Origin of the sequence: Bacillus sp. FSL R5-0560 (genome assembly GCF_037966305.1) — a bacterium.
GTDB lineage: Bacteria > Bacillota > Bacilli > Bacillales > Bacillaceae > Bacillus > Bacillus mojavensis.
Map to the genome: position 1 here is coordinate 3335178 of NZ_CP150195.1, position 19973 is coordinate 3355150.

At 43.9% G+C, this 19973-nt stretch carries 20 protein-coding genes and 1 pseudogene; 11 read left to right on the forward strand and 10 right to left on the reverse strand.

The window, feature by feature from the left end; all coding sequences use genetic code 11:
• Positions 1–56 precede the first annotated feature (56 nt).
• Both NST56_RS17580 and mdtP read left to right on the forward strand, forming a co-directional pair.
• Positions 57–503, forward strand: coding sequence for a MarR family transcriptional regulator (locus NST56_RS17580; protein WP_339178098.1), 447 nt, complete (start codon positions 57–59; stop codon positions 501–503).
• Positions 504–519: 16 nt separating this feature from the next.
• Entirely contained in the window at positions 520–2142 is a 1623-nt protein-coding gene (mdtP, locus tag NST56_RS17585) for a multidrug efflux MFS transporter MdtP (RefSeq protein WP_173400509.1), read from the forward strand.
• A gap of 34 nt (positions 2143–2176) precedes the next feature.
• Here mdtP and NST56_RS17590 read toward each other — a convergent pair whose 3' ends face one another.
• Together NST56_RS17590 and NST56_RS17595 are read right to left on the reverse strand one after the other, a co-directional pair.
• Positions 2177–2560 carry a tautomerase family protein gene (locus NST56_RS17590; RefSeq protein ID WP_339178102.1) on the reverse strand — a complete coding sequence of 128 codons (384 nt, stop codon included), beginning with the start codon at positions 2558–2560 and terminating at the stop codon, positions 2177–2179.
• Positions 2561–2580: 20 nt separating this feature from the next.
• Positions 2581–3321: an SDR family NAD(P)-dependent oxidoreductase gene (locus NST56_RS17595; RefSeq protein ID WP_168748702.1), complete on the reverse strand. Its 741-nt coding sequence runs from the start codon at positions 3319–3321 to the stop codon at positions 2581–2583.
• 142 nt (positions 3322–3463) lie between these two features.
• Between NST56_RS17595 and NST56_RS17600 the strand changes: the two genes are divergently transcribed.
• The gene (locus NST56_RS17600; protein ID WP_339178105.1) at positions 3464–4330 is read left to right on the forward strand and encodes a LysR family transcriptional regulator; all 867 of its coding nucleotides are present in this window, start codon (positions 3464–3466) and stop codon (positions 4328–4330) included.
• A 45-nt stretch (positions 4331–4375) separates the two neighbouring features.
• Here the strand turns inward: NST56_RS17600 and NST56_RS17605 are convergent.
• From NST56_RS17605 to NST56_RS17620, 4 genes and pseudogenes are all read right to left on the reverse strand, one after another.
• A pseudogene (locus tag NST56_RS17605) lies at positions 4376–4664 on the reverse strand (YusU family protein).
• A 27-nt stretch (positions 4665–4691) separates the two neighbouring features.
• Positions 4692–5519, reverse strand: a complete 828-nt coding sequence (locus tag NST56_RS17610; protein WP_339178107.1) for an ABC transporter ATP-binding protein — start codon at positions 5517–5519, stop codon at positions 4692–4694.
• A 214-nt stretch (positions 5520–5733) separates the two neighbouring features.
• The gene (locus NST56_RS17615; protein ID WP_339178109.1) at positions 5734–6171 is read right to left on the reverse strand and encodes a YusW family protein; all 438 of its coding nucleotides are present in this window, start codon (positions 6169–6171) and stop codon (positions 5734–5736) included.
• A 109-nt stretch (positions 6172–6280) separates the two neighbouring features.
• Positions 6281–8065 carry a M3 family oligoendopeptidase gene (locus NST56_RS17620; RefSeq protein ID WP_339178112.1) on the reverse strand — a complete coding sequence of 595 codons (1785 nt, stop codon included), beginning with the start codon at positions 8063–8065 and terminating at the stop codon, positions 6281–6283.
• A 134-nt stretch (positions 8066–8199) separates the two neighbouring features.
• Here NST56_RS17620 and NST56_RS17625 point away from each other — a divergent pair, with 134 nt between their 5' ends.
• Together NST56_RS17625 and mrgA are read left to right on the forward strand one after the other, a co-directional pair.
• A complete protein-coding gene (locus tag NST56_RS17625) occupies positions 8200–9054 on the forward strand; it encodes an oxidoreductase (protein ID WP_326196757.1) in 855 nt (284 codons plus the stop codon).
• A gap of 77 nt (positions 9055–9131) precedes the next feature.
• Positions 9132–9593, forward strand: a complete 462-nt coding sequence (mrgA, locus tag NST56_RS17630; RefSeq protein ID WP_268447220.1) for a metalloregulation DNA-binding stress protein MgrA — start codon at positions 9132–9134, stop codon at positions 9591–9593.
• A gap of 40 nt (positions 9594–9633) precedes the next feature.
• Here mrgA and NST56_RS17635 read toward each other — a convergent pair whose 3' ends face one another.
• The gene (locus NST56_RS17635) at positions 9634–11010 is read right to left on the reverse strand and encodes a trypsin-like peptidase domain-containing protein (RefSeq protein ID WP_339178116.1); all 1377 of its coding nucleotides are present in this window, start codon (positions 11008–11010) and stop codon (positions 9634–9636) included.
• A gap of 274 nt (positions 11011–11284) precedes the next feature.
• Between NST56_RS17635 and cssR the strand changes: the two genes are divergently transcribed.
• Both cssR and cssS read left to right on the forward strand, forming a co-directional pair.
• Positions 11285–11962 (forward strand): secretion stress-responsive two-component system response regulator CssR, encoded by a 678-nt coding sequence (gene cssR / locus NST56_RS17640; protein ID WP_168748709.1) that lies wholly within the window; start codon positions 11285–11287, stop codon positions 11960–11962.
• On the forward strand, positions 11959–13314 hold the full coding sequence (gene cssS / locus NST56_RS17645) for a secretion stress-responsive two-component system sensor histidine kinase CssS (RefSeq protein WP_339178119.1): 1356 nt from the start codon (positions 11959–11961) through the stop codon (positions 13312–13314). The genes cssR and cssS overlap by 4 nt, the downstream gene beginning before the upstream one ends.
• 27 nt (positions 13315–13341) lie before the next feature.
• Here the strand turns inward: cssS and spxO are convergent, their stop codons facing one another.
• Positions 13342–13506 (reverse strand): anti-adapter protein SpxO, encoded by a 165-nt coding sequence (spxO, locus tag NST56_RS17650; RefSeq protein WP_003221681.1) that lies wholly within the window; start codon positions 13504–13506, stop codon positions 13342–13344.
• A 168-nt stretch (positions 13507–13674) separates the two neighbouring features.
• Between spxO and NST56_RS17655 the strand changes: the two genes are divergently transcribed.
• Positions 13675–14550, forward strand: a complete 876-nt coding sequence (locus NST56_RS17655; RefSeq protein WP_339178121.1) for a TetR/AcrR family transcriptional regulator — start codon at positions 13675–13677, stop codon at positions 14548–14550.
• Between the two features lie 37 nt (positions 14551–14587).
• Here the strand turns inward: NST56_RS17655 and fumC are convergent, their stop codons facing one another.
• Together fumC and NST56_RS17665 are read right to left on the reverse strand one after the other, a co-directional pair.
• Positions 14588–15976, reverse strand: coding sequence for a class II fumarate hydratase (gene fumC / locus NST56_RS17660; RefSeq protein WP_326196754.1), 1389 nt, complete (start codon positions 15974–15976; stop codon positions 14588–14590).
• Between the two features lie 66 nt (positions 15977–16042).
• Positions 16043–16228: a YvzF family protein gene (locus tag NST56_RS17665; RefSeq protein WP_010331829.1), complete on the reverse strand. Its 186-nt coding sequence runs from the start codon at positions 16226–16228 to the stop codon at positions 16043–16045.
• A gap of 117 nt (positions 16229–16345) precedes the next feature.
• Between NST56_RS17665 and NST56_RS17670 the strand changes: the two genes are divergently transcribed.
• Genes NST56_RS17670 through NST56_RS17680 form a run of 3 tightly spaced genes read left to right on the forward strand, consistent with a single transcriptional unit; the run spans position 16346 to position 19972 of the window.
• On the forward strand, positions 16346–17794 hold the full coding sequence (locus NST56_RS17670; protein ID WP_286057994.1) for a spore germination protein: 1449 nt from the start codon (positions 16346–16348) through the stop codon (positions 17792–17794).
• Positions 17763–18860: a spore germination protein gene (locus NST56_RS17675; protein WP_286057993.1), complete on the forward strand. Its 1098-nt coding sequence runs from the start codon at positions 17763–17765 to the stop codon at positions 18858–18860. The genes NST56_RS17670 and NST56_RS17675 overlap by 32 nt, the downstream gene beginning before the upstream one ends.
• The gene (locus tag NST56_RS17680) at positions 18857–19972 is read left to right on the forward strand and encodes a Ger(x)C family spore germination protein (protein ID WP_286057992.1); all 1116 of its coding nucleotides are present in this window, start codon (positions 18857–18859) and stop codon (positions 19970–19972) included. Before NST56_RS17675 ends, NST56_RS17680 begins: the two co-directional genes overlap by 4 nt.
• Position 19973 lies beyond the last annotated feature (1 nt).

Here is a 19973-nt window from a genome sequence, read left to right on the forward strand (position 1 = left end):
AACTATTTTAATGCATTAAATATAAACAATAGTTATATTAAAGAGGAGAAATGAAGATGAAGAGTGCGGATCAGTTAATGTCTGATATTCAATTATCGCTTCAGACGCTCTTTCAAAAGATACAGCCTGAAATGCTGGATAGCATGGAGAAACAAGGGGTTACCCCCGCGCAGCTGTTTGTGCTCGCGAGCTTAAAAAAGAATGGCAACCTTAAAATTTCTGAAATTGCCGAACGGATGGAGGTCAAGCCTAGCGCGGTTACGTTAATGGCAGACCGCCTTGAACAAAAAAATCTGATCGTCAGAAAACACAATACACAAGACAGGCGAGTCATTAATATCAGCCTTACCGATGAAGGAGACAGAAAGTTCGAGGACGTTTTGGCGGGCAGAAAAGCCATAATGGCACGATACCTTTCCTACCTGACAGATGAAGAAATGATGCAGGCAGCACATATTACGAAAAAGCTGGCACAAGCTGCTGCCGAAACCAATGAAAAGTAAATTAGGAAAAGAGGAAATGGATGAAATGAGTAATGAAGGAAAACAATCAAAACGGACTTTATTAATAACCGGCTTAATCATTGCCATGTTTTTCTCAGCCCTTGACGGCACCATTGTCGGAACTGCCATGCCGAAAATCGTCGGAGATCTTGGCGGTCTAAGCATGATGACCTGGCTGACTACAGCGTATTTGTTAACATCAACAACGGTCGTGCCGATCGCCGGTAAATTAGCCGACTTATTGGGGCGCCGGATCGTCTATGTATCAGGTTTGCTTATTTTTATGGCTGCTTCAGCTCTGTGCGGAATGGCCAACAATATGACAGAATTAATTATTTTCCGCGGTTTGCAGGGAATTGGCGGAGGTATTATGATGCCAATGGCCATGATTGTCATTGGTGACTTATTTACAGGAAAACAGCGTGCCAAATTCCAAGGGGTCTTTGGTGCCATTTACGGGCTTGCTTCTGTTATCGGTCCGCAAATCGGCGGCTGGATCGTTGATTCATTAAACTGGAAATGGGTTTTCTATATTAACCTTCCTGTTGGAATTATTGCCGTTATTTTTATCGCCAGAGGATTGCAGGGCCGTAAGCAGACTGGTCCGATCAACTTTGATATCGCCGGTATTTTTACAATGATTGTCGGGGTTGTCAGCCTTCTTCTTGCCCTAAGCTTCGGCGGAAAAGATTACGCTTGGGGTTCATGGCAGATTCTCGGCTTGTTCGCTCTCGCATTGATTGGTATTGTGAGTTTTATTATTGTTGAGTCGAAAGCGAAAGAACCGATCCTTCCTATGTATCTATTTAAAAATAGAACATTTACGTTTTTGAACCTGATCGGCTTTTTTATGAGTATCGGAATGTTTGGCGCAATTACGTTTGTTCCTTTCTTTATGCAGGGAATTGTCGGTGTAAGCGCGTCTGAATCAGGGACGATTATGACACCAATGATGATCTCAATGATTATCACAAGCATTATCGGCGGCCAGCTTGTTTACAAAATAGGAATTAAACCGCAAATCATAACAGGCATGCTGATTATGGCTGGCGGATTCCTTCTGTTAACCACCTTGGACCTAGATACGAGCAAACTTATCGCAACATCCTATATGGCCATTATTGGTCTTGGAATGGGTCTTGTTATGCCGATTCTGACGCTGGCTTTACAGGAAAGCTTTTCGAAAGAGGAGCTTGGGGTCGTCACCTCTTCCAGCCAATTCTTCCGTTCTATCGGGGGCACATTCGGTATTACCATGCTGGGCGCTATAATGAACGCCCGATCCGGAAGCTTGCTGACTGATAAACTGGTTCCATATTTAGACTCGCTTCCGGCACAGGCAAACGCCTTTGCTTCTCAATTAAAGGGCATGATTGACACAAATCCGCAAGGGCTGCTGCAATCACTGTTCAGCCCGGACGCAATCAAACAAATTCCTGCGGCTTTCTCATCCCATGTCGTGCCGATTTTAAAAACATCATTAATGGATTCACTCCACAGTGTTTTTTATGCAGGCCTCATCTTTATCGCAGTCGGAGCTGTATTTACCTTATTCTTAAGACCTATTAAGCTTTCGAATAAGAACACGGATGAACAAAAGGAAAAAGCGGCTCAAGCCGTTGAATCCCCTTCTCATTAATAGAGCAACCCGCGGACATAACCGCGGGGCTTTTTTATTCGATCATCTGAGCCCTTCCATCCCCAAAGGACCAATCTTCATCCTGATTTCCAGCCAGTATGATAAACACATCTTTTTTTCTTACACCGAGCTCCGAATGAATCCGGCTTGCCACTGAATGGTAAAACGATTTCTTCTGCTCTGTTGTTCTTGAATCTTTCAATGTAAAATGGATGTAAATCAGTTCATCTGTGCGCTCTACCTGTAAATAACACGGATCATAAAAAAATTCGCTTTTTTGGTATTGCCGGATCACTTGAAAGTAATCATCAGCCGGCACATTGATTTCCTCGATCATAGACTGGTGAATGGCTCTGCTTAGTGTTTGAAGCCATTCTTTGCTTCTCCCCGCTCGTAAATGAATCTGTACAAATGGCATCTCTCAAGCCGCTCCTTTCTTTACATCGTCTGGCCGCTGTCAATCGTGATGATTTGTCCTGTCAGGGATTCCTGTTCAAGCACGGAACAAATCAGCTGTGCCACATCACCCGCTTCAGCAATTCGCTGCAACAGCAGAGTGCCGCTCATGTTTTTCATTTTTTCTTCACGCCCTGCCCACCATCTTGTCGCGACAGCTCCGGGTGCGACACCGCACACTCTGATTTCTGGCGCCAAAGCGTGTGCCAATGATTTTGTCAGGCCGTGCACCGCTGCTTTTGACACAGCGTATGGCATAGAAGAGCCCGCCCCGGTTGCCCCCGCGATACTGCCAATATTAACGATTGCCCCAGCCTTGCTTTTTTTCATGAAAGGAGCCGCTGCTCTCGCGCAAAAAAACATTCCTTTGACATTGACCGCATATAACTTGTCCCATACGTCCTCTGTCGCGGCATCAAGATCATCCATTGGAATATGCTGTGTAATGCTAGCATTGTTGATTAAAACGTCAATCGTGCCGTATTGCTTTCCTATTGATTGAACCATGTCCTGCACGTCACTGTTTTTGGACACATCGGCTTGGATAGCAACGGCCTGCCCGCCCTCTCTTTTGATGATGTCTGCTGTTTCCTCAGCCTCAGCACGCGAGCGTGAATAATTCACCGCAACAATCGCTCCCCGTTTCGCTAATTCAATGCATGCTGCTCTTCCTATTCCCGTGCCGCCCCCAGTGACGAGAGCTATTTTGTTCTTAAGATCCATTGCCGCCACTCCTTGTTGTTTGTATATATTTTGAAATCTAAACTGCTGATCCTATTGTAATGCAGGTTTGGTGTTCCGTATAATGATTGTTAAAGATACTTGCTATCATTTAGGTTGATAGCAAAAGAGCGGGGGATTCAACATGGAAAGCGGAGATCTACGTGTGTTTCAAATGGTAGCTCGTGAAGGCTCAATTACGAAAGCCGCACTGCAGCTTGGCTACGTGCAATCAAATGTGACGGCCAGAATTCAGCAATTGGAAGCTGAGCTCGGCACCACCCTTTTTTTGCGCCATAATCGAGGCATGACACTCTCTTCCAGCGGAAAGCTTCTGTTGGATTATACGAATAAAATTATCGGGCTGCTGGATGAGGCGTCCAAAGCGCTCTCTTCCTCAACTGAGCCTAGCGGACAGCTGATGATCGGTTCCACTCAGACAGCCGCCGCCGTCAGGCTTCCCAAACTGCTTGCTTCGTATTATGAAGAGTATCCAAACGTACAGTTGTCTTTAATAACAGGGCATACACAATTTTTAATTGATAAAGTTCTTCGGTATGAACTCGATGGCGCGTTTATCGGCTGTGAATGCAATCATCCTGAGCTCCAGTCCTTTCCAGCATTTGAGGAGGAGCCCGTAGTCGTGTCCGCTGCATCTGTGTCCTGTGCAGAAGAAGCGATCACAAAGCCGATTCTCGTTTACAGCACAGGCTGTTCGTACCGAGATACCCTTGAAAAATGGCTGCACTCTGCCGGCGTCACACAGCCGGTTATTATGGAGTTCGGCACACTTGAAGCGATTATAGGCGGGGTGACAGCGGGCCTTGGCATCTCCTTGCTCCCGCGGACTGTTGTACAAAAACACGAGTCTGAAGGTTCGATCCGATTGTACACGCTCCCTGAACCTCTCAGACAGATGAAAACGGAGTTTATTCTCCGTAAGGATTCGTTTATCAGCAGCGCGCTGCGCACCTTTATGGCTTCCTTCGCACCAAATGAAAACGCAACATAACAAAAAGCAGTCTGCCGATTATGAGCGGCAGACTGCTTTTTTAGCCTATTCTTTGTTTCGGTGCTCTTCATTTAACTGTTTGATATGCTGTATGATGTCTTTAATGCCCTGCTTTGCGTCAGGATATGTCGTATTCCAATGCTTGGCGAGCGGAGGCATGCTTTTGGCGATATGCGTGTACACAATCCACTGCTTCACTTCTTCTTTTAATTCACGATTTGACTCCCCAAGGAGAAGCTCGGTATATTTTTCAAGCAATCCATCCAGCTGTTCTTGCAGTTTTTGTTCCATTCATACATCTTCCTTTCGAGAAAACAGCAAGGAGCTTTCTCATTGATGAAAGCTCCTTTACACGTGTTATTTATCCATGTGATGTGAAAGCCGCTTCCCGGACAATGCATCTGCCCCGGCCATGAGGAATGCAAAGAGGCGTTCCGAACAGCGGGTCCTGTGTGACCTGACAGTTCATAGAAAACACATTTTGCACAAGATCACAAGTAATGACCTCTTCTGGACGGCCTTCAGCGTAAATCTGCTTATCTTTAATAGCCACAAGGTGATGTGCGTAGCGGCACGCTAAATTCAGATCATGGAGCACCATGACGATCGTCCGCTGTTCCTTCTCATTCAGCTCAAACAGCAAATCAAGAATTTCAATTTGATGCGTCATATCCAAATACGTTGTCGGTTCATCCAGAAGGATAATATCCGTTTCCTGGGCAAGCGTCATCGCTATCCAAGCCCGCTGGCGCTGCCCGCCTGATAAGGAATCGACGGCGCGGTCAGCCATATCCTCCAGCTTTGTGGCTTTTAGCGCTCTCTCTACAGCTGCCTCATCCTCTTTTGACCACTGTTTCAGCCAGTTTTGATAAGGATACCTTCCCTGCTTTACAAGCTGATGCACCGTCAGTCCCTCCGGAGCAGAAGGCCCCTGCGGCAGGATGGCAAGCTCCTTTGCGACTTCCTTTGTCGGAAGCTTGGCGATCACTCTTCCTTCCAATAGCACTGAACCGCCTCTCGGCTTCATCAGCCGCGCCAACGAACGTAAAAGTGTCGATTTTCCGCAGCCATTGCTGCCGATAAATACGGTAATTTCACCTTTTGGAATCGTTAAATTCAGTTCATCAATAATAACGGCATCCCCGTACCCTAAGCTCAGCGTTTCTGTAGAAATTGCACTCATACCCATAACCGCTCCTTTTTGCTGGCTTTTTAGCAGCACTATGTATTGCACGTTTTATATAGACATGCATGTAAGTAAATTGTCATCAATGCAAGTGATACAATATTCAGTCTCTGATATGGTCATATATCCATCATTGTAGCAGAAAACAGTGACTTTGAAAATCATTTTCAATTAGTTTTCTGGTCAAAAATGGCGGTTATGGGTTTTTCAGTACATATTATTTTTTAATTTCTCTGACAGTGCCGTTCTTAAGCTTCACTTTTAAGTCGAAATGATCATAGTGGCTGTCAAGGTTAAAAGCCGCCAGCACACTGTGAATCACTTCTTTCTCAGCCATTTGATCTGTCACGGACAGCTCGCTTAGAATCATTTTCATCTCATCCAGCGCTTCTTCTCCCTCTTGATTGATGCCAGAGAGCTTATCTTGTATTTCTGCCGTTTCATGAGTTCCGTTTTTTGCGTATATCCCTTCATAGCGGTTATGCTCACCGTCACCGTAGCTGACGCGAAGCGAAAAATTGCTGTAAGGAACGGATTTCATATGAGTAACTGCCGTATTTTCTCCTTCTGCTAGCTGCTGTTCTTCATTGAGACGGCAGCCCGCAATCAGAACAACTGCGAGACAAACGGCCCCGGCCGCTCTGATCAAATGCATAATGCTTCCCCCCTGTAGAATTCCATTTCTTTTAGGTATGTCCAAGGAATGGAATCCTCATTCAGAGAAGAGAACAGAAAAAGCCGGGCTTCAGCGCCCGGCTTTCCTTTTATGATTCAGTCATTTGCAAAAAGGCTTCGGCGTCCTGCACGGCCAACTTGATGGCATTTTCCCAAAAGTCTCTCTTCGTGATGTCTGCGCCTAAATGCTTCATCGCTAAATCTTCTACGGTCATGGATGCCGTATCACGCAATAGTGCTATATATTTCTCTTCAAACGTGTTTTTTTCTTCAAGCGCCAGAGCGTAAATGCCGAGAGAAAACAGATAGCCGAACGTATAAGGGTAATTGTAAAACGGCACTCTCGTAATATGAAAGTGGAGCTTTGACGCCCAGAATAGCGGATGATACTCGTCTAAAGCGCCGCAGAACGCTTCTTTTTGCGCCTCTTCCATCAGCTCATTTAAACGGTCCGCCGGCACAATTCCCCGTTTTCGTTCTTCGTAAAACCTCGTTTCAAATAAAAATCTCGCGTGGATATTCATAAAAAAAGCAACGCTTCTTTGCACTTTATCCTCCAAAAGCACAAGCTTTTCTTCCTTTGTTTCCGCCTGATTGACAGTCGCGTCTGCCACAATCATTTCCGCAAAAGTTGACGCAGTTTCCGCTACATTCATAGCATAGGATCGATTTAACGGCCTTACATTGAGCATCGCTTCCTGATGAAAGGCATGCCCGAGTTCATGGGCAAGCGTTGAGACGTTCGAGGCGCTGCCGGAAAACGTCATGAAGATACGGGATTCCCCGCTGTCAGGAAAGCTCGTGCAAAAGCCGCCGACTCTTTTCCCGCTTCTGTCCTCGGCTTCAATCCAGCGGTCACGGAACGCCTTTTCTGTAAAGGCGGACAACTTTCGTCCAAACGTGGAAAATTGGCTGATGATTAAGTTTGCGGCTTCATCGTATGAGTATTCCTTACCGGCAGACCCAATCGGTGCCTCAACGTCGTACCAATTGAGCTTTTCGAGACCAAGCATGGATGCTTTCCGGTTGAGAAACTGAACGAACGGCTGCTTATTTTCAATAATGACCTGCCACATCGTATCCAGCGTTTCTTTTTTCATCCGGTTGATTTGCAGCGGCTCCTTCAGAACATCCTGCCATCCCCGCGCTTTGTAGGTTTCCAGCCGGAATCCAGCCAAATGATTCAGCGTGCTGCTAAAAATATCCTGTTCCCGCTCCCATGCATGATTGATGCGTTCAAAAACGGTTTTCCTGACAGTACGGTCCTGATGAGACATCATGTTTTCCGCCTGTCCGACAGATAATTGTTTTTCCTCAAACGGAATGGTCATTTTTCCGACAACGATATGATATAAATCATCCCAGGCATGATAGCCGTCAACCGCAAGGCTTCCAATCAGTTTTTCTTTGTCTGGGCTGAGCTTTTCGGCAACCCGTTCTCTTCTTTCATTTAATATGTATGATACCTCTCGCAGCCCGGGTGTTTTGAGCAATTCTTCCCACACGCCTTGATCAATCTCCACAAGTTTATGATCCAATGTGACAAGGGAGGACTGAAAATCTGCGACTAGCTGATGCATGAATGATTTATGTTCATTCGCCTTCTGATCGCTAATGTTCTGTGCCTGAAGACACGAGACAAAAGCACCGGCCTGCTGCAGCTTGACCGAATTTTGTTCAAATGCATCGAGCAATGCGGTCAGCCTTCCAGCATCAGCCGGCGTTTCTGGCGCCTCAAATGCATCCGTCATGTCTTGAAATGCACGCAGGCTTTGTGACAGCTTTTCAATATAACCCTTGAATTCTTCGGACTGGCTCCCGCCTTTAAAAAACGAATCCAGATCCCATGTTTTGTCTACCCCTTGCAATCCCATGACTCAAAACCCCTTTCCTCATTTGATTTTATTATAGAACAATTCTGAATTATTGTATAAAAAATCTTTTATAGGCGTCATTCTCTGTGCATCATTGTACAATAGCTGTAGCGCCAAACAGGAGGATATGGAAAATGAATAAAAAAATAGCTATCGTAACAGGAGCGTCAAGCGGTTTTGGTCTGTTGGCGGCAGTCAAACTGGCTCAGTCATTTTTCGTCATTGCCACAGCAAGGCAGCCCGAGAAAGCGGAACAGCTGCGCGGTTTAGCAGCAAAACATCATGTAGCTGACTCCATTCACATCACCGCTCTCGATGTCACTGATGAACACTCGATCGAAGCGTTTGGAAAAACCATAAGTGCGTATGCCCCAATTGATGTACTCGTTAATAACGCGGGTACAGCTTACGGGGGATTTATCGAGGATGTGCCGATGGAGCATTTCAGAAAACAATTTGAAACGAATGTTTTCGGATTGATCAATGTCACAAAAACTGTCCTGCCTTACATAAGAAAGCATAGCGGGGCAAAGATTATAAACGTAAGCAGTATCAGCGGTTTGACCGGATTTCCGGCACTGTCGCCTTACGCCGCTTCCAAGTATGCATTAGAAGGATTTTCTGAAAGTCTGCGCTTGGAGCTGCTTCCTTTCGGCATTGAAACCGCTCTGATCGAGCCAGGCTCATACAAGACATCGATCTGGACAACATCTTTATCGAATCACATGACTGTGCCGGCTGACGATTCAGCCTATCATCAATACTATAAAAAGATCCTTTCTTATGTTGAAAAAAATGCCGCTGAAAGCGGAGACCCCCAAGAGGTTGCCGACCTCATTTATCAATTAGCGATGAAACAGCGCGTAAAGAAATTGCGTTATCCGATCGGAAAAGGCGTCAAGCTCACCCTGCTATTCCGTGCACTTTTTCCTTGGTCCGCTTGGGAATCTATCTTGAAGAAAAAACTATTCACCCGACCTAAATTATAATTATTATAATTTAGTATTGATTTTTAATTAATATGTGATATAATTAAATTAACAGATCACAAGGAGGACGTAATATTATGAAAACCGAAAACGCAAAAACAAACCTGACATTAGTTGAGAATTCAATGAACACCCAATTATCAAACTGGTTTCTTCTATACTCCAAGCTGCACCGTTTTCATTGGTATGTAAAAGGGCCTCACTTCTTTACATTGCATGAAAAATTTGAAGAACTGTATGACCACGCGGCGGAAACTGTAGATACGATTGCTGAGCGCCTGCTGGCTATCGGAGGACAGCCTGTTGCCACTTTGAAAGAATACACTGAGCAAGCATCCATCACAGACGGCGGAAACGAAACGTCAGCTTCAGAAATGGTCCAAGCTTTGGTGAACGACTATAAACAAATCAGCAGCGAGTCTAAATTCGTCATCGGCCTTGCGGAAGAAAATCAAGACAATGCGACAGCAGACTTGTTTGTCGGACTTATAGAAGAAGTCGAAAAACAAGTGTGGATGCTTTCCTCTTATTTAGGCTAAAAAAAAGCTGAACCCTCTTCGGGTTCAGCTTTTTTGCCAGTTAGCTGCTGAGGCTCTCTGTCTTCTTGGTCAATGTCACATTCAGGTTTTTCGTTTTTCCGTTGCGTATCACTTGAATTGTTGTTTTATCTCCGACTTTTAAATCTTTATAAAGAATTTGACGGATATCCGCACTGCTTTGGATATCTTTGCCGTTTAATTTGACAATCACATCCTCAGGTTTCATCCCTGCTTTAGCCGCCGGTGAATTTGATTGAACTTCTTTGACGTAGACACCTTTGCTCAATTGATCCCCAAACAGGCCGAGTGTATTTTCCTGGTACGTTTCAGGAACTTGTGACATATCAATCATCTGCACGCCTAAGAATGGACGGTCCACTTTTCCGTTTTCAAGAAGCTGGTCAACAATTGGCTCTACATCGTTGCTTGGAATCGCAAAACCGAGTGACTCAACCCCGCTTTCACTCACTTTCAGACTGTTGATACCGATCACTTGGCCGTTTGAATTGATTAACGGGCCGCCGCTGTTTCCCGGATTGATTGCGGCGTCTGTTTGCAGCACATTCATTTCAACGGTACCTTGAGTCGTATCGACATCAATCGTCCGGTTAAGTCCGCTAATGATCCCTTGTGTCACTGTTCCAGAGAACTGCTGGCCGAGCGGATTACCGATGGCGATGACTTTTTCACCTGTGCGCAGCTGCGAAGAATCACCGAAGCTCGCCACTTTTTTGACGTTCTTGCTGTTGATTTCCAAAACAGCCAAATCGGTAATTGCATCGCTTCCCACAAGCTTTGCTGTCTCCGTTTTACCATTGTACAGGGTAACAGTCAGCTTATTCGCTCCTTCCACTACGTGGTTGTTTGTAATGATATATGCTTTGTTATTGTCTTTTTTGAAAATAACCCCTGACCCTGTTCCGCTTTCACTTTCTGAACCGGAGCTGCCTTCTGTGCCGAATGTGTTATTATGAGAGGTTTGGATATTTGAGATTCCGACAATCGTCGGCTCTAAGTCCTCTACCATATCAGCCACGTTGGTCGCGTTTGTCACAGGTGTCGTTGTAAAATTGTCGGATTGCACCTGTTTATTTGCGGAAGCCGTTTCGGTCGTCTGATTATGGTCAGACGGCAAATAAGGCGCGATGCCGAGCATCAGTCCGCCGCCGATGATCCCGCCTAAAATCGGGCTCAGCCATGCCGCTCTCCGCTTCTTCTCTTTTTTTACAGCTGTTTCTTTCTTTTCCATTTCCAAAGCGGAAGCTGTTTCTTTTCGTCCCGCTTCATAAGAATGAGGCTGATCAAGCAATTTTTGTTCAGGATGCTCAATCAGCTTCCGGTTATCTGTATTCATGTTTTCTGTATGTGAAGGTTCCGTTTGTTGTTCCCCGTTTTGGTCATCACGTCGGTAATCCATATGCATACACTCCTTATTCGGTTTTTCGTTTATCGTTACATATTCATCGCATGTACAAGTTCAATTGTCCCAATAATGAGGAGAAAAGCAAAGCACCAAAATAAAATATGTTTGATCATCCTGCATCTTCCCCGCTCTTTTTTTCCTTTCTTCCCTTATACACATCATAAACAAACATTGTGGGATAAAAATGAAAAGAATATGTGAAATTATGAAAATTGCCTGCCGTATGTTAAAACTAGTTTATAATGACGTTGAAAGGATGTGAAGGGCCTTGTCATATACCATTTATCTAGTTGAAGATGAGGATAATCTGAATGAATTGCTGACGAAGTATTTAGAGAATGAGGGCTGGAACATTACATCTTTTACGAAAGGCGAAGACGCCAGAAAAAAAATGACGCCGTCTCCCCACCTCTGGATTCTCGATATCATGCTGCCGGATACTGACGGCTATACATTAATAAAAGAAATTAAAGAGAAGGACCCTGACGTGCCGGTCATTTTTATTTCCGCACGAGACGCCGATATTGACAGAGTGCTTGGGTTAGAGCTTGGAAGCAATGACTATATTTCAAAACCATTTCTCCCGCGGGAACTGATTATACGTGTGCAAAAGCTGTTGCAGCTTGTCTATAAGGAAGCGCCGTCCGCACAAAAGAACGAAACTGTCGTCTCCTCCTATCGGGTCGCAGAAGACGCCCGAGAGGTTTATGATGAAAACGGCAATTTGATTAATTTAACGTCGAAGGAATTTGATCTCCTCCTCTTATTTATCCATCATAAAGGACATCCATATTCCCGTGAGGATATTCTCGTCAAGGTATGGGGACATGATTACTTTGGAACTGACCGCGTTGTTGACGATCTTGTCCGGAGGCTGCGTAAAAAGATGCCTGAACTCAAAGTGGAGACCATTTACGGGTTTGGCTACAGGATGATGACATCATGAAAAACAAGCCTCTCTCGTTTCAAATATGGGTTGTCATCTCCGGCATCCTGTTAGCCATATCGATTTTATTGCTTGTTTTATTTTCAAACACGCTGCGTGATTTTTTCACCAATGAAACGTACACCACCATTGAAAATGAACAGCATGTTCTGACCGAGTACCGCCTGCCTGGTTCAATCGAAAGGCGCTATTACAGCGAGGAAGCCACGGCGCCGACGACCGTGCGCTCTGTTCAGCACGTGCTTCTGCCCGAAAATGAAGCGGCTTCTTCTGACAAGGATTTACGAATCCTGTCGTCTGATTTTATCCATAAGGTATACCAGCTGGCTGATAAACAGGAAGCCAAAAAGAAACGATACAGCGCTGAAATTAATGGCGAAAAAGTGTTTTTTGTCATTAAGAAGGGACTTTCCGTAAACGGGCAATCCGCCATGATGCTGTCCTATGCACTTGATTCTTATCGGGACGATCTGGCCTTCACTCTGTTCAAACAGCTGCTGTTTATTATAGCGGTTGTCATTTTATTGAGCTGGATTCCGGCGATTTGGCTTGCAAAATATTTATCAAGGCCTCTCGTTTCGTTTGAAAAGCACGTCAAACGGATTTCAGAACAGGATTGGGATGATCCTGTCATAGTGGATCGGAAAGATGAAATCGGCAAATTGGGGCATACCATCGAAGAGATGCGCCAAAAGCTTGTGCAAAAGGATGAAACAGAAAGAACCCTTTTACAAAATATTTCACACGATTTAAAAACGCCGGTTATGGTGATCAGGGGATACACCCAGTCCATTAAAGATGGGATTTTTCCTAAAGGAGATCTTGAAAATACAGTAGATGTCATTGAAGGCGAAGCCCTTAAGCTGGAGAAAAAAATAAAAGATTTATTATATTTAACAAAGCTCGATTATTTATCTAAGCAAAAAGTACAACATGAAACATTCAGTATTATGGAAGTGACAGAAGAAGTCATTGAAAGACTGAAATGGGCGCGAAAAGAATTATCTTGGGGAATTGATATAGATGAAGACATTCTTATGCCGGGTGATCCCGAGCAATGGAACAAGCTTCTGGAGAACATACTGGAAAATCAAATCCGTTACGCCGCAACAAAGATTGAAATCATCATGAAACAGGATGATCAGAATATCTTTATCACCATTAAAAATGACGGACCGCATATTGAAGATGAGATGCTTTCCAGCCTCTATGAGCCTTTTAATAAAGGGAAGAAAGGCGAATTCGGCATTGGTCTCAGCATCGTAAAACGTATTTTAACTCTTCATAAGGCGTCTATCTCAATTGAAAATGACAAAACGGGTGTAACATACCGCATAGCAGTGCCAAAATAGACTGTAGATATTTTTGCAGTCTATTTTTTATGTGAAAGAATAGCCGTTAAAATCTCTGTAATTTGTTTTGAGCGGCTGTTTGCATTGATGAACCCATTTTTTCTCTGACAACGTCTGCTTCGGATATTTGACTTTCTCCACTTTAATTCCTCTGTTTCGCAAGCGGCTGATCATTTCGTCCAATTCTCTCATTTCAGATTCACCCTTTCGCTTGAGCTTTGACCGTTCGGTCATCTCAATCTATAATATAAATAATACATGATAAAAAAACAAGTTACAATAAGGTTAAATTTAAAACGTACGGTATGACTATATGGTCATATCCTATGTAGGCCTCAAGCTCCGAAAGGGTGGAACCATTTGAAGGAAAAAGAGAAGCTGATTATTGAAACAGCCATTAAACTGTTTGCCCAAAAAGGATATAACGCAACATCAGTTCAAGAAATTGCCAAAGCATGCAAGATTTCAAAAGGTGCTTTTTATATTTATTTTCCTTCTAAAGAAGCGCTGCTTTTATCTATGCTGAATTTCTATTATGATAAAACATTTACCCGTATTTTAAATATTAAAACGAAAGGCGACAGCCCCAGAACAGCTTACCGCAAGCAGCTTACCGTGTTCTATGAAAACATCCTTGAACACAAAGACTTTATTACAATGCAAATGAAGGAAGGTTCTCTGCCTTACACGGATGAAGTAGAGCAATGCGCAAAAAAAATCCGCCAGACTTCCCTTCAATTTCATATTGACAGTCTGTTAAACATATACGGAGAAAAAGCTGAACCTTATACAGCGGAGCTTTGTTTTCTAATAGAAGGAATCAGCCAGATTTACCTGGAATGCATGATTTTGCTCGGGTATACTGTGAAGCCGGATCAATTAGCAGATATCGTTATTAACCGCATTGATGATATGGTTAAAGGCATGTCGGAACGAAACGATGAGCCTTTCATCACATTAGAAGAAGCAAGCTCTTTATTCGGGCCCCTGTCTCACGGACGGCCTGACCCGCTGACTGAATCGATTGTGAAAAGCCTTCGTGAGAAAATAAAAAGCTTGAACACAAACGCCTCCCTTGAATTATCGGAGAGCTTGGACATACTTGAAGCAGAAATGAAGAAAAAAACACCGAAGCTGGTGATCATAAAAGGAATGATCCATAACCTGATGGAGTCGGAAGCTCTCGCAGAAGATGCCGAGCAGCTTACATTTCTCTTGAAACATCAATATATTTAGAAGAACGGCTGCTTCACAAGCAGCCGTTTTTTCTCTATTACGCCTTTGGTTTTACCATATCTTCCGGTTTCACCATTTCGTTAAATTGTTCTTCTGTCAGCAATTCAAGCTTCAAAGCCGCTTCTTTCAGCGTCAATCCCTCTTTATGGGCAAGCTTGGCAATTTTTGCGGCGTTTTCATATCCGATATGCGGATTCAGCGCCGTAACCAGCATTAAGGAATTCGACAAGTTTTCCTGAATCGTTTCTTTATTTGGCTCGATACCGACAGCACACTTATCATGGAAGGAGTTCATTCCGTCACTCAGCAGCTGCACGGATTGCAGGAAGTTGTAAATGATCACAGGCTTAAATACGTTTAGTTCAAAGTTCCCCTGACTTGCGGCAAAGCCGATTGTCGCATCGTTCCCCATAATTTGCGCTGCGATCATCGTCAGTGCTTCACTTTGTGTCGGGTTCACTTTTCCAGGCATAATTGAGCTGCCAGGCTCATTTTCAGGAATGACAATCTCCCCGATGCCGCAGCGAGGTCCGCTCGCAAGCCATCTGACATCATTTGCGATTTTCATTAAATCAGCGGCAAGAGCTTTTAAGGCGCCGTGTGCATATGTGATTTCGTCATGGCTTGTCAGCGCGTGGAATTTATTCGACGAGCTGTTAAACGTTTGACCTGTCAGTTTCGTGATCTCCTCTGAAACAAGCTCTCCAAATTCCGGGTGAGCATTGATTCCTGTTCCGACAGCTGTACCTCCGATTGCAAGCGCACGCATTTTGTCTGTCGCTTCTAAAATCATTTCCTTCGAGCGATCGAGCATGTGCACCCATCCGCTGATTTCCTGTCCAAGCGTCAGAGGTGTGGCATCCTGAAGATGCGTACGTCCGATTTTTACAATATCATTGTATGCTTTCGCTTTTTCGTCTAACGTATTGCGAAGCTGATCAAGCGCAGGCACAAGCTGTTCATAGACAGATAAAACGGCAGCAACGTGCATCGCTGTCGGAAACGTATCGTTTGAGCTTTGGCTGCGGTTAACGTCATCATTTGGATGAATTGTTTGATCAGAGTTCTTTTCTTTTAATAACGCGGTCGCGCGATTGGCCACCACTTCGTTCATGTTCATGTTGCTTTGAGTTCCGCTTCCGGTCTGCCATACAACAAGCGGGAAGTTATCATCATATTTGCCTTTGAGCACATCATCACAAACTGCTGCAATGGCTTCCGCTTTTTCCGCATCTAGGTTGCCTAAGCGTTTATTAGCGATCGCCGTGCTGCGTTTCAATATTGCAAACGCCTTCACAACACGCATCGGCATTTTTTCAGAACCAATCTTGAAGTTCTCCTTGCTTCGCTGTGTTTGGGCGCCCCAAAATTTATCAGCAGGAACTTTTACTTCTCCCATGGTGTCTCGTTCAATTCTGTATTCCATTTATGTATCCCTCCATAACGGTTGCTTCAATAGATCATAATTCGCCAGTGACATTAAAAATCCTTTTTATTTTTCGATCTTGGCAGATTTTAATTTTAATTCAAGATATACGCGGGAATCCTTTGAATATTTGTACTTCGGATTCGTTCGTCCGTACTCCCTTGATGTATAAGAGACATCGTAATGCTTTTCAAATGATTTAATGAGCTGTTCTATTTCTTCTTGTTTTCCTGCAAGTCTTACCTGTGCCACTTCATATCCTCCGCTTTCATAAAAAAACTTCTGCCATAAAATACTGTAACACAGTATATCATTTTTTTAACAGGAAAAGATAACCTCTACTAAGGTTTTGGACAAGAGGTGACCTCGTTGGAACAAACAGAGTTTAAGGAATATATACACGATAATTTGGCATTGGTGCTTCCAAAATTAAAAGAAAACGATGATCTGGTGAAAAACAAAAAAATGCTGGCAAACGGACTTGTTTTTTACTTTCTCTACTTTAGTGAATTGAATGACCAGCAGAAGGTTTTAGAATCGATTAAAACCTTAATGAAGGATGAGGAGACGCTGACGCTTGACCAGGTCAAAAATCGTCTCGACCAAATTGACGCAAGGCCGGTAGAAACGGCCGAAAAAACGGTTAAGGAAATTCTCAGCGGCAATTGCGCGGTGTTTGTTAATGGCCTCAACAAAGCCTATATTCTGTCCACAGAAAAGAAACAAACAAGAAGCCTGACAGAGCCGACAACTGAAAAAGTGGTTCGCGGACCAAAGGTTGCGTTTGTGGAGGACATCGATACAAATCTTGCGCTAATCAGACAAAGAACCTCTCATCCGAAACTCATTACCAAAAAAATCATGATCGGCGAAAACAAGCTGAAGCCGGCGGCGATGATGTACATTGAAGGCAAAGCAAAAAAGTCCGTTGTGAAAGAGGTAAAAGCGCGGCTTAACAATATCAAACTGGAGGATATCCAGGACAGCGGAACGCTTGAAGAACTTATTGAAGATAATAAATACTCGCCATTTCCGCAAATTCAAAATACGGAAAGGCCCGATAAAGTTTCGTCCGCCCTGTTCAACGGCCGGGTTGCGATTTTGGTGGACAGTTCCCCATTTGTGCTTTTGGTGCCGGTTTCTCTCGGTGTACTGATGCAATCTCCGGATGATTACTACGAACGCTGGATCTCGGCATCCCTCATCCGGTCGCTGCGTTTTGCTTCTATATTCATCACCTTGTTTTTGTCATCGATTTATATCGCGCTCGTGTCATTTCATCAAGGGCTGCTGCCGACCGCGCTCGCCGTCACGATTTCGGCAAACAGGGAAAACGTGCCGTTTCCTCCGATATTTGAAGCCTTGCTGATGGAAGTGACGATCGAGCTGCTCAGAGAAGCCGGGCTGCGTCTCCCCAACCCGCTTGGCCAGACGATCGGCCTCGTTGGGGGCGTAGTCATCGGACAAGCGGCGGTAGAAGCGAATCTCGTCAGTTCGATTATGGTCATTGTCGTCAGTGTCATTGCCCTTGCATCCTTTACCGTTCCCCAATACGGAATGGGGCTGTCTTTCCGGGTGCTGCGTTTTATTTCAATGTTTTCCGCCGCAATACTCGGGCTGTACGGGATTATTTTATTTATGCTGGTCATTTATACGCACCTAACGAGACAAACAAGCTTTGGGTCTCCGTATTTTTCGCCAAATGGATTTTTCAGCCTGAAAAATACAGAGGATTCCATTATCCGTCTCCCAATTAAAAACAAACCAAAAGAGGCGAATAATCCAAATGAGCCAAAAACAGACTCCACTCAAACTTAATACCTTTCAAGGTATTTCTGTTGTTGCAAATACAATGCTCGGTGCCGGTCTTTTAACATTGCCCCGAGCGCTGACCACTAAGGGTAATACTCCCGACGGCTGGATCGTGTTGATATTAGAAGGTGTCATTTTCATTTTTTTCATTTATTTAAACACGCTCATTCAGAAAAAACATCAATATCCCTCACTGTTTGAGTATTTGCGGGAAGGCCTTGGGAAATGGATTGGCAGCATCATGGGGCTATTGATCTCCTGCTATTTTATCGGAGTGGCCAGTTTTGAAACCAGGGCGATGGCTGAAATGGTGAAGTTTTTCCTTCTGGAAAAAACGCCGATTCAAATCATTATTTTAACGTTTATCTGCTGCGGCATCTATTTAATTGTTGGGGGGCTAAGTGATGTTTCGCGGCTGTTTCCCTTTTATTTAACGATTACGATTATTATATTGCTGATCGTGTTTGGGATCAGTTTTAAAATTTTTGACATCAATAATTTGCGCCCTGTTTTAGGTGAGGGCTTGGGGCCCATTGCGAACTCCCTAACTGTCGTTTCCATCTCTTTTTTAGGAATGGAAGTGATGCTGTTTCTTCCTGAACATATGAAGAAAAAGAAATACACATTCAGATACGCGGCTATTGGCTTTATAATTCCGATTAGTTTATATATCCTGACGTATATCATCGTTGTCGGAGCTTTGACAGCTCCTGAGGTGAAATCGCTGATCTGGCCGACCATTTCTCTCTTTCAATCCTTTGAGCTTAAAGGCATATTCATTGAACGGTTTGAATCGTTTTTACTGGTCGTCTGGATTATTCAGTTTTTCACAACGTTTGTCGTTTACGGGTATTTTGCCGCTAACGGGCTGAAGAAGACGTTTGGATTATCGACTAAAAAAAGCATGGTTCTCATTGGCGCGGCTGTCTATTACTTTTCTCTATGGCCGGATGACTCTAATCAGGTCATGATGTATAGCGATTATCTCGGATACATTTTCGTCTGCCTGTTTTTACTTCCCTTCATTCTCTTTTTCATCGTAGCTGTCAAAAGGAGGATTACAGCAAAATGAAAATCCGGATTTTAAGTATTTTCATATGCGCCCTCTTACTGTCCGGCTGCTGGGACAGTAAGAATATCGAAGAATTAAGCCTGGTGATCGGAGTAGGCTTAGACAAGCCGGATGATCATAATTTACAACTGACACAGCAAATTCTTGTGCCGAAAAAAATCAGTTCAAAGGAAGGCTCTTCATCTGATCCGACACAGATTGCTGTCACAAAGGGTGAAACAGTCCATCAAATGATGAGAACATCGGCATTAAAGCACAATCCTACGTTTTCCCAGCATTTACGTCTCATTTTATTTTCCAAGGGCGTGCTTGAAGATTTTCGAATGGACTCGATCATTAATCAATTTGTCAGAGACAACGGGACAAGGCGGAGTTCATATGTGTTTGTCACCGACGGCCGCACGAAGGACATATTTAAGATGAATGATGAAGGCGAGCCCGCATCCAATGTGATTTATAATCTGACAGAGAATGGAAAGGTAACCATCAGAATGATGGAGCCTGTTACATTGGGGGAGATTTCAGAACACTTGACCTCTGACGATTCGTTCCTCATTCCCCATGTCGGTGAGGAAAACGGCAAACTCGCAATCAACGGAGCTGCTATCATAAAAGATAAGTTATGGAGCAGAAATTTAACACCGGGTGAAGTCCAAAATATTAACTTATTTACCGGCGCGGTCAAAGGCGGCGTCATTGATTTGAAACGTAATGGCTACCTTTTTTCTTATGAAGTGTATTCCAGCAATCGAAAGATCAAGACAGCCTACAAGGACGGAAAGTTTATATTCACCGTCACACGTAATATTGAAGGGCGTTTATCCGAGGATTGGAATCCTAATGAAGATTCGTTTAAGGATTCATATATCAAAGATATTGAAAAAACAGTCGAAAAACGATTAGAAGAAACAGTAACAGCATTTATTAAGGGCACGCTGCAGAAAGAGATCAAAACAGACGTGACCGGACTGGGTAACGAAGTCAGAATCCATTATCCTCAGAAATGGAAGAAGATTTCAAAAAAATGGGATGATCATTTCAGCAATGCGGAAATAAAATATCATGTCAATGTGGTCGTCAGAGACTTCGGAACGAAGGGCGCGTCTAAATAAC

Excerpts from the sequence above, each read along its gene's own strand:
- cssS (WP_339178119.1), top strand. The coding sequence starts at position 11,959 with ATGAAAAACAAGCCTCTCTCGTTTCAAATATGGGTTGTCATCTCCGGC.
- spxO (WP_003221681.1), bottom strand. The coding sequence starts at position 13,506 with ATGAGAGAATTGGACGAAATGATCAGCCGCTTGCGAAACAGAGGAATT.
- NST56_RS17610 (WP_339178107.1), bottom strand. The coding sequence starts at position 5,519 with ATGGGTATGAGTGCAATTTCTACAGAAACGCTGAGCTTAGGGTACGGG.
- NST56_RS17675 (WP_286057993.1), top strand. The coding sequence starts at position 17,763 with ATGAGCCAAAAACAGACTCCACTCAAACTTAATACCTTTCAAGGTATT.
- NST56_RS17600 (WP_339178105.1), top strand. The coding sequence starts at position 3,464 with ATGGAAAGCGGAGATCTACGTGTGTTTCAAATGGTAGCTCGTGAAGGC.
- NST56_RS17620 (WP_339178112.1), bottom strand. The coding sequence starts at position 8,065 with ATGGGATTGCAAGGGGTAGACAAAACATGGGATCTGGATTCGTTTTTT.
- NST56_RS17580 (WP_339178098.1), top strand. The coding sequence starts at position 57 with ATGAAGAGTGCGGATCAGTTAATGTCTGATATTCAATTATCGCTTCAG.
- NST56_RS17590 (WP_339178102.1), bottom strand. The coding sequence starts at position 2,560 with ATGCCATTTGTACAGATTCATTTACGAGCGGGGAGAAGCAAAGAATGG.
- NST56_RS17635 (WP_339178116.1), bottom strand. The coding sequence starts at position 11,010 with ATGGATTACCGACGTGATGACCAAAACGGGGAACAACAAACGGAACCT.
- mrgA (WP_268447220.1), top strand. The coding sequence starts at position 9,132 with ATGAAAACCGAAAACGCAAAAACAAACCTGACATTAGTTGAGAATTCA.
- NST56_RS17680 (WP_286057992.1), top strand. The coding sequence starts at position 18,857 with ATGAAAATCCGGATTTTAAGTATTTTCATATGCGCCCTCTTACTGTCC.
- mdtP (WP_173400509.1), top strand. The coding sequence starts at position 520 with ATGGATGAAATGAGTAATGAAGGAAAACAATCAAAACGGACTTTATTA.
- NST56_RS17595 (WP_168748702.1), bottom strand. The coding sequence starts at position 3,321 with ATGGATCTTAAGAACAAAATAGCTCTCGTCACTGGGGGCGGCACGGGA.
- fumC (WP_326196754.1), bottom strand. The coding sequence starts at position 15,976 with ATGGAATACAGAATTGAACGAGACACCATGGGAGAAGTAAAAGTTCCT.
- NST56_RS17615 (WP_339178109.1), bottom strand. The coding sequence starts at position 6,171 with ATGCATTTGATCAGAGCGGCCGGGGCCGTTTGTCTCGCAGTTGTTCTG.
- NST56_RS17625 (WP_326196757.1), top strand. The coding sequence starts at position 8,200 with ATGAATAAAAAAATAGCTATCGTAACAGGAGCGTCAAGCGGTTTTGGT.